Annotated in this window: 9 protein-coding genes; 4 read left to right on the top strand and 5 right to left on the bottom strand. The window is 71.5% G+C overall.

Annotation, left to right across the window (positions count from 1 at the left end):
• The first annotated feature begins 115 nt into the window (after window positions 1-115).
• Window positions 116-3,199 carry a LuxR family transcriptional regulator gene (locus H343_RS0121240; protein WP_028432792.1) on the top strand — a complete coding sequence of 1,028 codons (3,084 nt, stop codon included), beginning with the start codon at window positions 116-118 and terminating at the stop codon, window positions 3,197-3,199.
• Between the two features lie 203 nt (window positions 3,200-3,402).
• Window positions 3,403-4,224: an alpha/beta fold hydrolase gene (locus H343_RS0121235; RefSeq protein WP_028432791.1), complete on the top strand. Its 822-nt coding sequence runs from the start codon at window positions 3,403-3,405 to the stop codon at window positions 4,222-4,224.
• A gap of 76 nt (window positions 4,225-4,300) precedes the next feature.
• On the opposite strand, the gene H343_RS0121230 is transcribed toward H343_RS0121235, so the two are convergent.
• Together H343_RS0121230 and H343_RS31945 are read right to left on the bottom strand one after the other, a co-directional pair.
• Entirely contained in the window at window positions 4,301-5,062 is a 762-nt protein-coding gene (locus H343_RS0121230) for a peptidoglycan recognition protein family protein (RefSeq protein ID WP_486586994.1), read from the bottom strand.
• A 231-nt stretch (window positions 5,063-5,293) separates the two neighbouring features.
• On the bottom strand, window positions 5,294-6,952 hold the full coding sequence (locus H343_RS31945) for a BCCT family transporter (protein WP_486586993.1): 1,659 nt from the start codon (window positions 6,950-6,952) through the stop codon (window positions 5,294-5,296).
• Between the two features lie 387 nt (window positions 6,953-7,339).
• On the opposite strand from H343_RS31945, the gene H343_RS0121220 reads away from it, so the two are divergent.
• Complete coding sequence (locus H343_RS0121220; protein WP_486586992.1) at window positions 7,340-8,863, top strand: aldehyde dehydrogenase family protein; 1,524 nt, start codon at window positions 7,340-7,342, stop codon at window positions 8,861-8,863.
• Between the two features lie 176 nt (window positions 8,864-9,039).
• Here the strand turns inward: H343_RS0121220 and H343_RS0121215 are convergent, their stop codons facing one another.
• The 3 genes from H343_RS0121215 to H343_RS31940 are packed head-to-tail and all read right to left on the bottom strand — an operon-like array spanning window position 9,040 to window position 11,827.
• Window positions 9,040-9,867: a DUF4097 family beta strand repeat-containing protein gene (locus tag H343_RS0121215; RefSeq protein WP_028432788.1), complete on the bottom strand. Its 828-nt coding sequence runs from the start codon at window positions 9,865-9,867 to the stop codon at window positions 9,040-9,042.
• Window positions 9,868-9,884: 17 nt separating this feature from the next.
• Window positions 9,885-10,547: a response regulator transcription factor gene (locus H343_RS0121210; protein WP_199778972.1), complete on the bottom strand. Its 663-nt coding sequence runs from the start codon at window positions 10,545-10,547 to the stop codon at window positions 9,885-9,887.
• A 5-nt stretch (window positions 10,548-10,552) separates the two neighbouring features.
• The gene (locus H343_RS31940; protein WP_051265674.1) at window positions 10,553-11,827 is read right to left on the bottom strand and encodes a sensor histidine kinase; all 1,275 of its coding nucleotides are present in this window, start codon (window positions 11,825-11,827) and stop codon (window positions 10,553-10,555) included.
• 182 nt (window positions 11,828-12,009) lie between these two features.
• On the opposite strand from H343_RS31940, the gene H343_RS0121200 reads away from it, so the two are divergent.
• Window positions 12,010-14,244, top strand: a complete 2,235-nt coding sequence (locus H343_RS0121200; RefSeq protein ID WP_051265672.1) for an MMPL family transporter — start codon at window positions 12,010-12,012, stop codon at window positions 14,242-14,244.
• Window positions 14,245-14,281 lie beyond the last annotated feature (37 nt).

Here is a 14,281-nt window from a genome sequence, read left to right as displayed (position 1 = left end):
CCCTTACCCCCTCTGCCAGACTGGACAAAGCACTCGAAAAGCCGCGCACCGTATGCGCGTACGCTGCCGGCGTGCATACGGTCCCCCGGCCCGGCCGGACAGCGGGACGGTGCACATGGTGGACATCATCGGACGGGCCGCCGAACAGGCCGCCCTCCAGGAGACGGTCGTCCGGTCCGAGAGTGCCCCTCCCGGACTCGTGCTGCACGGGGACCGGGGCGTCGGAAAGTCCGTACTGCTCGAGGATGCGGTACGGCGTGCCCGGGACCGCGGGATGCGGGTGCTGTGGGGAGCCGGCAACCCGGGCGAGGAAGACCTCCCCTTCGCGGGGCTGCACCAGTTGCTGGCACCCCTCACCGGGCTGCTGACCCGGATCGAGCCGTTCCAGCAGGGCCTGCTGCGCCGGGCCCTCGGGCTCGGGGACGGACCTGCGCCGCACGACGGGCTGGCAGTGCCGGTGGCCTCGCTCTCCCTGCTGGCCGCGGCGGCGCGGGACGCTCCGGTGATGCTCGCCGTGGACGACGCACACCGGTTCGACACCGCGAGCCGCGAGGTGCTGAGGTTCCTGCTGCTGCGGCTGCGCCCGTGGGACCTGCGCGCACTGTTCGTCAGAGACGCCCTGAACTGCGGCGAAGACGTACCGCCGGGGATCGTGACACGCGAGATCCGGCCCCTGTCCCATGCCGCCTCCGCGGCGCTGCTGCACCGGCTCGGCCCGGGGCTGCCACAGCGGGCGCGGCGGCGGGTACTGCGGGACGCGGACGGCAACCCGCTGGCGCTGGCACAGCTCGCCGAGACCGCCGGGATCACGCAGACCGCCGGGATCACGCAGACCGCCGGGATCACGCAGGCCACCGGGCCCACCCGGGCCGACGAGGCCGTGGCGCTTCCACCGCCCGGCACCCGGCTGGAGCGCGAGCACGCCGAACGCGTCCGCTCCCTGCCGGGGGACCTGCGCGGGGCGCTGCTGCTGACGGCCCTCGGCGACGACGGTGACGCCCCGCCCTCCTCGTCGGTGCCGGACGCCGAAGGGCTGCGCACCCTCGAGTCGCGGGGGCTGGTCACCCACGACTCGACACCGGCCGGTCTGCGGTTCCGGCACCCTCTCGTGCGTGCCGCCGTCGTACGTTCAGCGGCACCGGAGGAGTTGCGTGCGGCACACCGCGTACTGGCGGAGAGGCATCGCGGGGAACCGGAGCGGCGCCTGAGGCACCTGGCCGCCTCAGCTTCCGCACCCGAGGAGGAGACGGCAGCCGAACTCGAGAGGACGGCCCACACCGTCACCCTTCGCGGGCACACCGGCCGCGCCGTCACCGCGCTCCGGGACGCCGCCGCGCTCAGCCCCGCGCCCGCCTCCGCCGCCCGCCGCCTCCGCCGCGCGGCGGAGGCGGCCGCCCACGCCGGCCGCTTCGACACCGCCCGGGAACTGCTGCACTCAGGAGGCGGACTCCCCGGGAACAGCGAAGACCGCGCCGGGCCCCAGGCCGTCGAGGCGCGCATCCTGCTGCTGCGCGACGGTGACCTGCCGGCCGCCCGGCGTCTGCTGGCCGAAGCCACCGGCGACCGTCCGCCCCCCGATCCCGGCGAACTGGAGGGCGCCCTCCGTCTCCGGGTCGCCGCCGCCTCCTACGCCCAGGACTCCGCCGAGTGGCGTGGTCTCGGGCAGGCGATGAGCGGCCTGCCCGGCGCGCGGGGCACACACGTGCGGCTGCTGCACGACGTGCTGGGCGATGTGGCCCGTACGGGACACGGGGCGCGTGCCCGGCTGCGTACGGCCTTCGCACGGCTCCCGCACGACGCTCCGCCCGACCGGATCGCGGAGCTGTGCGGAGCGGCCGCCGTGCTGGACGTGCTGCACGACTACCGCGACCACCTGCGTGCCCTGCTCCGGCACGAGGCCGGAAGCGGCGCGGTGACCTGCGCCGCGGCCGGTCACCGGCTCGCGGCGCACGACCACACGCTCTCGGGCGACTGGGCGGCGGCGGAAGCCTCCGCCGCCGCGGGGCTCGAACTGTGCCTGCGGCACGGTCTGCAGCCGCTCGCGCACAGTCTGCGCTGCGCTCTCGGACTCCTCGCGGCCGGCCGGGGTGACGTCGCCGGTGCCCGCGCCCACAGCGCCGCCGCCGAGCAGTGGGCCGCTCCACGCGGCAGCGGAAGCCACCTCACCCTCGCAGCCCGCAACCTCGCCCTCGCGGCCCTCTCCGAAGGCGACTACGAGACGGCGTACGCACAGGCCACCAGGATCTCCCCGCCCGGCACGCTCGCCCCGCACGTGACGGGCGCCCCCTGGAGCGTCCTCGACCTCGTGGACGCCGCCGTGCACACAGGCCGCGGCGAGGAGGCCGTCGCACACGTCGCCGCCGCCGAACGCGCGGGGATCGGACGGCTCACACCCCGCCTCCACCTGCACCTGCTCGCCGCCCGCGCCCTGACCAGCACGGAGGAGGACGGCGCCGCGCTCCTCCGTGCGGCGCTCGCGGTGCCGCGCGGCGAGTACTGGCCCTTCGAGCACGCGCGGATACGGCTCGCCCTCGGCGAGCTGCAACGCCGCCGGAAACAGCCGACCGAGGCACGCGCGGAGCTGCGCCGCGCCGCGGACGTCTTCGCCCGCACCGGTGCCACCGCCTGGCGCAGACGGGCGGAGCAGGAGCTGCGGGCGGCGGGCGTCAGCGTGGGTGCCCGCGGTTCCGGGCCGTGCGACGGCGATGACGCGGGCGGCAGGGAGCCCGGCGCGCGGCGGAGCACGGAGGCCGGCCGACGCCGCGCGGAGCGCCCGGAGCGCCCGGAGGCAGCCGTACGGACGGCCCCGGCACCCGGTGGGGGCGGCGGGGCGGGCGGCCCGCACGGGGCTGACGCGTACCCCCCTCACGGCCGTGAGGACACCCCGGCCGCAGGACAGCCGCCCACGGACCTCGGCCTGACCGCGCAGCAACTGGAGGTCGCGCACCTGGCCGCGTCGGGGCTGAGCAACAAGGAGATCGCACGCCGGCTGCACATTTCGCCGCGCACGGTCGGTGCCCATCTGTACCGGATCTTCCCCAAGCTGGGCATCACCTCCCGCTCCGCCCTCCGCGACGCGCTCGGCCCAGGGCACGGCACAGCGCTCGGCCCAACGCACGGCACAGGGCACGGCCAAGCGCACTGCGCACCGTACGCACGTCGTCACGAAGCGCATCAGCGGCCACGTGCAGTCGAGTGACTGATGGCACGGCCCTCCGTGCGCGCGAGCCTGGGGAGGGAGTGTGGCCCCGCACGACGTGGAGGCACCACGCGAAGGCACCACGTGGACGCACCGCCGTGCAGGCACCCGCCGTGCAGGCACGACCATGCGCCTGCCTGCCACGGGTGTGACGGCCGCCGCAGCGCAGGACCGGAGGGATTCGGTAAGGAAGGAGTCCGCTGATGGGCACCATCACCACCACCGACGGCACCGAGATCTACTACAAGGACTGGGGCTCGGGACGCCCGGTCGTCTTCAGCCACGGCTGGCCGCTGCACGCCGACACCTGGGATCCGCAGCTCCAGTTCATCGCCTCCCACGGCTTCCGCGTCATCGCCCACGACCGCCGCGGACACGGCCGCTCCAGCCAGCCGTGGGGCGGGCACGACATGGACACCTACGCGGACGACCTCTCGCAGCTCATGGACACGCTCAACCTCAGCAACGCGGCCCTGGTCGGCCACTCGACCGGAGGCGGAGAAGTGACCCGCTACCTGGGCCGGCACGGGACGTCACGTGTCGCGCAGGCGGTGCTGCTGAGCTCCGTACCGCCGCTGATGCTCAAGACGCCGGGGAACCCCGAGGGCACGCCCATCGAGGTCTTCGACCAGATACGCGAGGGGGTGCGGAACGACAGGTCGCAGTTCTACCAGGACCTCAGCGCTAGCTTCTACGGCGCCAACCGCGCCGGCTCGGACGTCTCCGAGGGGACGCGCGACGCGTTCTGGCTGATGAGCATGTCGGTGGCGCTCAACGCCGCCTACGACTGCGTCAAGGCGTTCTCCGAGACGGACTTCACCGACGACCTCACCAGGATCGACGTCCCGGTCCTCATCGCGCAGGGTGACGACGACCAGATCGTCCCTCTCGCCGCGGCGTCGCCGAAGACTGCCGAACTCGTCAAGGACCCCACCCTGAAGATCTACCCGGGGTACCCGCACGGCCTGTACGGATCCCACAACGACACCTTCAACGCCGATCTCCTGGAGTTCCTCCGGTCCTGACGGCGAGTGTGCCCGCTCGCGGACGCGGCGGGACCTGAGCGCTCCGCCCCCGGCCGTGCACGGCCGGGGGCGGGCGTCAGCGCTCACCGGAGTCCGCCTCCGTCGAGGAGGGCCCGGGCCGGCGCGGACGGGCCCGCTCACGCAGCCGTTCGACCTTGCCGCGTATCTCACCGAGCTTGCCGTACAGGGCCTTGCCGGGGCAGGTCGTCGTGTACGCGTCCCGGTGTCCGGATATCACGTGGAAGCGGGCCCGGTGTCCCTTGTCGAAGCGGCTGGCGTCGCTGGAGGAGACCATCCGCGTACGTCCGCGCGGGTCGATGCCGGGCCGCAGCTTCCAGGCGGCCAGCGCGGCGATCGAGTCCACCATCGCCCCCGGGACGCGCCGGCCCTCCTCGAAGCTGCCGAGTGCGGCCACTCCCAGGCTGTGGGCGTTGAAGCCCTTGGTGTGCGCGCCCTCCACGGACCCGTCCAGACCGCCGGCGCGGCCTTCGTAGATGGTGCCGCAGCGGTCGACGATGAAGTTGTATCCGAGGTCGTCCCAGCCGCGCCGGACGTGGTCCGCCTCCAGCATGCGCAGCATGCGGGGCACCTGGGAGCAGTCGTAGTCGTTCGGCTGGTTGGTGTGGTGGATGAAGACCGTCCGAACCCTGCCCGTGGACGAGTCGTGCTCGCGGGCGGCCTCCTCGTCCGCGTGCCATCCGCTGCGCGGGACGATCTCCGGACGGGGTGCTCCCGGGAGCGTGTCGGCGCGGGTCGCCGTTCCCGGGCGGCGCGCCGAGGCAACGTCCCGCGCGGGCTCGTCCCACGTCATGAGGACGGCCAGCGGCAGAAGCGCCACGAATACGAGTCTGGAGGGCGGCATACGAGACACGGTGCGCCCGGGGCCGTCCGGTCGCACAGGTGACCGTATCCGTTCGGGTGAACGGCCGCCGGCCGTCCCCACGACGTGGGACGAGCGCCGGCGATCCGGGGCGGCGCTTCCCGTGCCGCACAGCAGGGCCGCCGCCCCCAGGGGAGGCGGCGGCCCGTTCTGCGGTGGTCCTGCTGGCGGGGCCCTGGCCCCGCGGACCTAGTCCTCGCGCTTCTGGTCCTGCCTGGGCACGCCACCGCGTGACGCAGCGGGACCGCCCGACTCCAGGTCCTCCTCGAGCCTTCTGATCGTCCTGTCGATCATCCGGTCCACGCGCTCCTCGCGCTGGGCCTCCAGGAACGCCCGCCGTTCCGCGGCGAACGCCTTGATCGTGGCGAAGCACATCGCGAGCATCACGAAACTGAATGGCAGCGCGATCAGGATCGCGACGGTCTGCAGCGTCGTGAGCGCGTCCGTCCCCTGGCCCCCCGCAACCAGCAGCGCGATGGCGACGGCACCCTCGGCCACCGCCCAGAAGACGCGGCTCCACACCGGCGGGTTCGGGTCGCCGCCCGACGCCAGCATGTCGACGACGTACGAACCCGAGTCCGAGGAGGTCACGAAGAACGCCACGATCAGCAGGATCGTGAGACCGGCGACCAGCGGCCCGGCGGGCAGCGTGTCGAGGAACGCGAAGAGCGCCGACTCGGGCACCACCCCGTCGTCGCCGATGAGGCCGCCGTCGCCGAAGACCTGCTCGTGCAGACCGCCGCCGCCGAGCGCGGCGAACCAGAAGAAGGTCAGCAGAGTGGGCACGAGCATCACGCCGCACACGAACTCACGCACGGTACGGCCACGCGAGATCCGCGCGATGAAGATGCCGACGAACGGCGCCCAGGAGATCCACCAGCCCCAGTAGAAGATGGTCGAACCCTGCACCCAGGAGGTGCCGTCGGGGCCCTGGCTGGCACCGGTCTCGAAGCTCATCCGCAGCAGGTTCTGCAGGTAGATGCCGATGTCCGAGACGAAGCCGTTGAGTATGAACAGCGTCGGGCCGAAGACCACGACGAACAGCAGCAGCAGCGCCGCGAGCGACATGTTGAAGTTCGAGAGCCACTTGATGCCCTTGCCGACACCGCTGACCACGGAGAGCGTCGCCATGGCGGTGATGCCGCAGATCAGCGCGACCTGCATCGTCTTGCCGGGGTCCTCGGCCCAGCCGACGAAGTCCATGCCGGCGGAGATCTGCATGACGCCGAAGCCGAGCGAGGTGGCGACACCGAAGAGGGTGCCCACGATGGCCACGACGTCGACGGCGTCGCCCCAGCGGCCCTTCACCTTGTCACCGAAGATCGGCTCCAGGGCCCAGCGGACCGAGACCGGACGGCCCTTGCGGTGCACCGAGTAGGCGACGGCGAGACCGACCACGACGTAGATCGCCCAGGGGTGGATGCCCCAGTTCAGGAACGTGTGCGCCATGGCCGAGTCGATCTTGGCCGCGTCACTGCCGCCCGTGCCCGGCTGGGGGCCGTCGAAGAAGCCGAGCGGCTCCGCCACGCCGTAGAAGACGAGACCGATGCCCATACCGGCCGCGAAGAGCATGGCGAGCCAGGACGGAAGGCCGAACTCCGCCTTCTCCTCGTCCTTGCCCAGCTTGATGTCGCCGTAGCGCCCCACACCGACCCAGAGCGCGAAGATCACGAAGATGGAGACGACGGCCATGTAGTACCAGCCGACGCCGCCCACGACCTTCTCCTGGGCCGCGGCGATCACACTGGCCGAGGACTCCTGGAAGAACGTGGCCCAGAGCACGAAGACGAAGATGATGGCAGCCGCCGGGTAGAAGACCGCGGGGGCGATGGATCCCGCCCCCGGCACACGCGGCGGCGAGGACCCCTCCCCTCTGGGGGTTCGATCCGGCGAGGTTTCTCTGGTGTTTGCAGACACACTCATTCCCTCTGCTATCGGAGACAGGTTCGGGCGAGCCGGTACGGCGAGGCCCGGGCGAGGCGCCTGCCCGTGAACGCGCATTCAATTCCTCACGTTCTTGCATTGCACACATATCGATCCGGTATCGCGCGATCACATGAGGTGACCGGTCCGCGGCGGGCCGGACACGGGCCGCACACGGCGTGAGCGGCCCCGGCCCCGGAAGCGGGGCGGCTCCGCTGCGGGATTCCCGACGGCGCATGAACGCGGGGGCCCATGATGTACCTGCCCCGCACATGTGCGGCGAGGGCGTCTCGGATGGATGAAGGGATGGTCATGGCTGCTGAGTTGGACTACGTGTCGCTCAATCCGGCGAACACCTCGGATGTCGTCACCAGGAAGAACCTGGCCCGTGCGGATGAGGTCGTCGCCGCGGCGCGGGCGGCGCACGGAGCCCGGGCCGCCTGGGGCGGCCTGCCCGCGCCGGTGCGCGGCCGCGTCGTACAGCACGTCGGCCGGCTGGTGGAGTCGAACAAGGAGGCGCTGGCCGCGCTGATCACCCGCGAGGTGGGCAAGCCGTACGCCGAGTCCCTCGGCGAGGTCCAGGAGGTGATCGACACCTGCGACTTCTTCCTCGGCGAGGGGAGACGGCTCTACGGGCAGACCGTGCCCAGCGAGATGCCCGACAAGGAACTCTTCACCTACCGCAAGCCGCTCGGTACGGCGATGGTGATCACCGCGGCGAACTTCCCGGCCGCCGTGCCGTCCTGGTACCTGGTGCCCGCGCTGCTGTGCGGCAACACCGTGGTGTGGAAGCCCTCGGAGTCGGCGGCGGCCATCGCGGACGGTCTGCTCGCGCTCTTCCACGCGGGCGGTGTCCCCGCCGACGTGCTCCGGGTCGTGCACGCCGGAGGGGAGGCGACCTATGACGGGCTCGCCGGCGCCCTCGATGAGGGGCTGGTGCAGAAGATCGGCTTCACCGGATCGACCGCCGTCGGCCGCAGGGTCGCAGAGCTGGCAGGACGCCACCTGCAGTCCCCCTGCCTCGAACTCGGCGGAAAGAACCCGCTGGTCATCACGCCCGAGGCCGACCTGGAACTGGCCGTGCAGGGCGCGCTGTTCAGCGGATTCGCCACCGCGGGCCAGCGGTGCACGTCCCTGGGAACCGTCATCGTGCATCAAAGCGTGCACGGGGAGTTCCTGCGCCGGTTCAGTGCGGCGGTGGAGGAGCTGGTCATCGGCGACCCCACACAGGACGTCTTCTACGGCCCGCTGATCGGCGAGCAGTATCTGCGGGGGCTGCTGGACTCCCTGGACCTGGTGCAGCCGCACCACTCGGTCTCCGGGTCCTCGGCGACCGGGCGGATCACGGCGGACAGCCCGCGCAAGGGCTTCGTCGGGGACCCGGACGCGGGCGTGTTCGCCCACCCGACGGTCGTGGACGGCATACGCCCGGACGACGCGCTGTACGCGAACGAGACGTTCGGCCCCATCGTGGGCGTGGCGTCCTACGGGAGTTTCGACGAGGCCGTGGAGCTGGCGAACGGCCACGGGTACGGGCTGTCCGCCGCCGTCTACACCCGGTCCCCCGAGGAGGCGTTCACCTTCCGGCGGCGCTGCACGGCCGGCATGCTCAGCGTCAACAACTCGACGGTCGGCGCCGAGGCCCACCTGCCGTTCGGCGGCAACGGGCTGTCGGGGAACGGCTCCCGCCAGTCCGGCATCTGGGTCCTCGACCAGTTCACCTCGTGGCAGTCCATGAACTGGGACTACGCCGGCACGCTCCAGCGCGCACAGATGGACGTGCCGGACATCGACACCGACCCGGACTTCCGGCTGGGCCGGACGGACACCGCCTGAGCGGCGGGCCGCTCCTCCAGCGGCCGTGCCCGAGCGGAGGGCCCAGCGGAGGGCCCAGGTGACGGCCCAGGTGACGGCACAGGGGACGGCCCAGGTGACGGCACAGGGGACGGGCGGGGCAGCCGGGTCGGGGGTTTCCCGGCTGCCCCGCCCTGCGGGGGGAGGAAAATGGCTTGTCAGTCCTCGCGCACGGTCACATCACCGAGCTTCGTCTTCGCGGTGACCTTCGCACCGCCGGACGAGTCCTCCTCGACCCCGACCTCGCGGTCGCCGATCTCGGCGTCCGCGGTCACGTCGAACGGTCCCGCGCTCTCGGGGAGTTCGAGGACGACCGAGCCGGTCTTGCTCGTCGCGTCCAGGCTGTCGAACTCCCCGCCGGCACCCCGGACGTCGATGTTCCCCGCCTTGGACCGGAGCACGGCGTCGCTGAAGCGCGTCCCGTCCAGGGTGACGTCTCCGACCTTGGTGACGGCGTCCACCTTGTCGCTCCGCACGTCCTCCAGCTTCACGTCCCCGAGGTCCGAGCGGGCCGCGGCCTCGGCTCGCAGGCCCTTGACGTTCACGTCACCCAGTCTGGTGGTGATGTCGACGCTGGTGCCGGGTGCCACGGTCAGGTCGTAGTCCGAGGCGCACTTGCCGGGGCCGTCACCGCAGGTCGTGGTGATGCGGAGGGTGTCTCCGTCCTTCTTGATCTCCTCGTCCGGGGACCGCAGTGACTTGGTCAGCTTCCGCTCCAGTCCGGCGTCGCCGCCGTCCTCGGCGGCGGTGACGTCGATGTCGCCGCTGTCGACCACGATCTCGACGCTCCGCACGTCCCCGCCGATGCCGGACGAGCTGGAATCGGTACGGGTGAGCAGGTGCAGCAGCGCGTAGTAGGCCACAGTGCCGACGAGAGCCACCGACACCAGGACCACCGTGATCCGGACGAGTTTCCGGAGCGGACCGCGGCGTCCCGGGTCTGTGGGGGCCGGCGCGGAGCCGCTGGAGGCGTAGGTCTTGGACATGTCAGACTCCCGGATCGTCACTGCTGGGCAGTGGTCGAGTTGAGGTACTGCAGGACGGCCCGCACCCGTCGGTGCTCCTGGTCGTGCGGAAGCAGATCGAGCTTCGTGAAGATGGAGCGGATGTGCTTCTCGACAGCACGCTCGGTGATGAACAGGCGTTCCGCGAGGCCCGTGTTGCTCAGTCCCTCCGCCATCAGCCCCAGGACCTCCGTCTCGCGCACCGTGAGGGCCCTGAGGGTGTCCTGCTGCTGATTGCCGGCGAAGATCTGGCTGATCACGTCGGGGTCGAGCGCCGTTCCCCCGGCTGCCACCCTGTGCAGCGTGGCGACGAACTCGTCCACGTCCGCCACCCGGTCCTTGAGGAGATAGCCGAGGCCGCCCGTCCCGTGGGCGAGGAGCTTCGCGGCGTAGCGGGCCTCGACGTACTGCGACAGGACCAGGATGGGCTGCGACGGGACGGAGTCACGGATCGTCATGGCCGCGCGCAGCCCCTCGTCGGTGTGCGTCGGCGGCATCCGTACGTCCACCAGGCACAGGTCGGGGTCGAGTTCGACGGCGAGCGCGATCAGTTCGTCGGCGTCCCCCGCCTGCCCCACGACGTCGAAGTCCTCGTCGGCCAGCAGCTTGGCGAGACCGGTGCGCAACAGCACCGAATCCTCCGCGATCAGGATTCGCAGCATGGTTCCTACGCCCTCCAGGGGATCGTCACATCGACGACCGTCGGCCCGCCGAAGGGGCTGGAGAAGGTGAGGTGGCCGTCGACCGCACGGGCGCGGTCCCGCAGTCCGTGCATTCCGGTCCCCCGGGCGGGATCGGCGCTGCCTATCCCGTTGTCCGCGACCGCTATCCGCAGCAGGTCGTCCTCGCGGAACACCGTCACCGTCGCCAGCGTCGCCGCGGCGTGCTTGGCGACATTGGTCAGTGACTCGGAGACTACGTAGTAAGCGACGGCCTCGGCACGCGGAGTGGGACGTTCCGGCAGGTCGATACGGAGGTCGACGGGAACGGGACTGCGGGCGGCGACCGCCGCCAGGGCCGCACCGAGACCCTGCTCGGTGAGGATCGCCGGGTGCAGTCCGCGGGCCACGTCCCGCAACTCCTCCATGGCGGCCTTCGTCTCCTCGTGCGCGGTCATCAGCAGCGTCTTGGCCTTCTCCGGGTCGCGGTCGAAGCGGGACTTCGCCCGTCCCAGCGACATGGCGACCGACAGCAGCCGCTGCTGCGCGCCGTCGTGCAGGTCACGCTCGATGCGACGGCGCTCCTGCTCGGCGGCGTCGACCATCCGTGAGCGGCTGTCCTCCAGGTCGATCACCCGGCGCACCAGGTAGTCGACCTGGCCGCCGCCCAGCATCCGTACGGTCAGCGTCTCCTCCAGGCGGGCGAGCGGCCGGGGCAGCCACCAGCCGGCGCCGAACAGGACAGCTCCGAGCGCGCAGCCCAGCAGCGCCCCGCCGAACGCGGTGGGGTCCAGCCCCAGCAGCGAGGAGCCGTCAGGCAGCAGCGGGCCGATCAGGGGCAGCAGCAACAGCAGTGCGCCGAGGGCCAGCAGGGCGGCGACGGGCGCACCCGCGCCCAGACCCCACAGCACCAGCACCGCGCTGAAGCCGAGTTGGCGCCACGCGCGGCGTCCGAAGAGCCGCTCCATGCGGTCGCGCCAGGCGGTGCCCGGGTTCGCGCCCGGCATCTCGATGTCCACCTGCCGTACCAGATGCAGCCGTCCGCGCTCGGCACGGGCGGCCAGGCGGGCCAGCACCATCGCGAGCGGCAGCAGCGGCAGCCCTACCAGGAACACGGGCGTCAGTGCGACACCGATGACGAAGAGCAGGGAGGGGACGGCGTACAGCGGCGTCAGAGCCAGCGTGCTCAGTACGTGCAGCATGTCGTCGCGGCTGTCGCGGCTGAAGAGGCGACCTCCCACGCGGCGTGGGACCGTACCGAGCCGTGGTGCCTTCACGATCATCGTGCCTCCCTTCTTTGCTTGTCACCGTGGACGGTAGTTCGCGCACTGCGGGCGGATCGAGCGTGCAGACGTGCCGTTGGACGGTGGTGGTGGCACTACCGGTGCACGGGTGTCGGCACGCCCGACACGGGGTGGGGCCGGTGCATAGCGTCTCGTCCACAACCCTGAAACGGAGTGTGGAGATGTCTCTCACCGATGAGAAGGGCGCGGCGACGGGACCGCAGCCCACGTCCGGGCCCTCGGCCCGCGCGCCACGGGGGCTGGTGGAGAAGACCGCCTCCTGGAGCATGGTTCACCGCAAGAAGACGATGGTCTTCTGGCTGGCGGTCGTCATTCTCGCCTACGCGGCGAGCATGTTCACCGGGGTGGAGTCGCAGGAGGACGCCGACGGCCTGACCGGACAGGCCGCGTCCGCCGAACGGCTCCTGGACAACGCGGACTTCGCCGACGAGGGCGTGGAGAACGTCCTCATCCAGTCGCGCGGCGGCGACCTGTCGCAGGACCGGGCCGGCGAGGTCGTCGAATCGCTGCGCGACCGCTACGCCGACGTCGGCAACATCGCGGCCGTCGGCGACCCGGTGCCCTCGGAGGACGGGCGCAGCGTGCTGCTGCCGGTCACCCTCGACCTGGGCACCGGCGAGGACAAGCAGAAGCCCAAGGTCGCGGTCGTCGACATGCTCGAGGCCACTCAGTCCGAGCAGAAGGCACAGCCCGACCTGCGCGTGGAGCAGCTCGGCAAGGGGACGCTGACCAAGGAGCTGAGCACCAAACTGGGTGCCGACTTCGTACGGGCGGAGATCCTCAGCGTCCCGGTCACGCTCGTGGTCCTGCTCGTGGCCTTCGGCGCGCTGCTCGCCGCCGGACTGCCGGTGCTGCTGGGCATCACCTCGGTGGTCTTCGCCATGGGGCTCTCGGGGATCACCTCGCTGCTGCTCCCCGTGGACGAGAACCAGGCCAGCCTGATCCTGCTGATGGGGCTGGCCGTCGGGGTCGACTACTCGCTGTTCTACATCCGCCGGCAGCGGGAGGAACTGGCGCTGGGCAACGACCGCTCGACCGCGCTGCAGACCGCAGCGGCGACCTCCGGCCGTGCGGTGCTGGTCTCCGGGCTGACCGTGATCGTGGCCATGGCAGGCATGTTCCTCTCCGGCAGCATGCTCTTCTCGTCGCTGGCGCTCGGCACCATCCTGGTCGTCGCGGTGGCCGTCCTCGGCTCGCTCACCGCGCTGCCCGCCGCCCTCGCGGGTCTCGGCGGGAAGATCGACCGGCCGCGCATCCCGCTGCTGTGGCGCCGTACCGCCAACGCCGGCAAGGAGAGCAGGTTCTGGTCGGCCGTGCTGGGCCCGGTGCTGAAGGCCCCTGCCGTGTGCGCGATCCTCGGGCTGGCCGCGATGCTGGCTCTCGCCCTCCCCACCCTCGACATGAAGCTGAAGGTGCCGGGGGACGAGGACCTGCCGCGCTCGTTCGCGATCATGCAGACGTACGACCGTGTCGTCGAGGCGTTCCCGAGCGAGGGAACGGCCCACGAGATCGCGGTGAAGGCCGGCAAGGACGACGCGGCCGAAGTGGAGGCCGCCCTGACGGAGTTGCACCGCAGCGCCGCCGAGACCGGGAAGTTCGCCACCGCGGAGAAGCCCGACATCGCCCTCTCCGGCGACGGTCAGGTGACTCGGCTCGAACTGCACATCGAGGGCGAGGCGGGCGACGCCGGGGCGAAGGAGACCCTCGAACTGCTGCGCACCGACCTCGCGCCCAAGGCGCTGGACGGCCAGGATTCCGTGGAGGAGTGGGCGGTCGGCGGCGCCACGGCCTTCACGACGGACTTCTCCAAGACGCTGGAGGAGCGGCTTCCGCTGGTGGTCGGCTTCGTCCTGCTGCTCTGCCTCGGGATCATGCTGCTGGCGTTCCGTTCACCGGTGCTCGCGATCGTGACCAGCGTGCTGAACATCCTGTCGGTGATCGCCGCCTACGGTGTCCTGGTCCTGGTCTTCCAGAACACGTGGGCCGAGGGCGTCCTCGGCTTCGAGTCGAACGGCGCCGTCGTCTCCTGGCTGCCGCTCATCCTCTTCGTGGTGCTGTTCGGGCTGTCGATGGACTACCACGTCTTCGTGCTCAGCAGGGTCCGCGAAGGAGTCAAGAAGGGCGGGTCGCCCCGTGAGGCGATCCGCCACGGCATCCTCACCTCGGCGGGCGTCGTCACCACGGCCGCGGTGATCATGGTCTCGGTCTTCGCCATCTTCGCGACGCTCTCCACACTGGAGATGAAGCAGCTCGGTGTGGGCCTCGCGGTGGCCATCCTGCTGGACGCCACCCTGATCCGCGGTGTGCTGCTTCCGGCGACGCTGGCCATGCTCGGCGAGAGCGCGTGGAAGGAGCCGAAGATCCTCCGCAAGGTTCCGGCGGTCTCCCACGACTGACGGGGACGGCCTCCGGGGAGGGCGGGACGGACTGCCG

The organism is Streptomyces sp. TAA204 (assembly GCF_000424965.1).
This window is presented reverse-complemented; position numbering and strand designations above follow the sequence as displayed.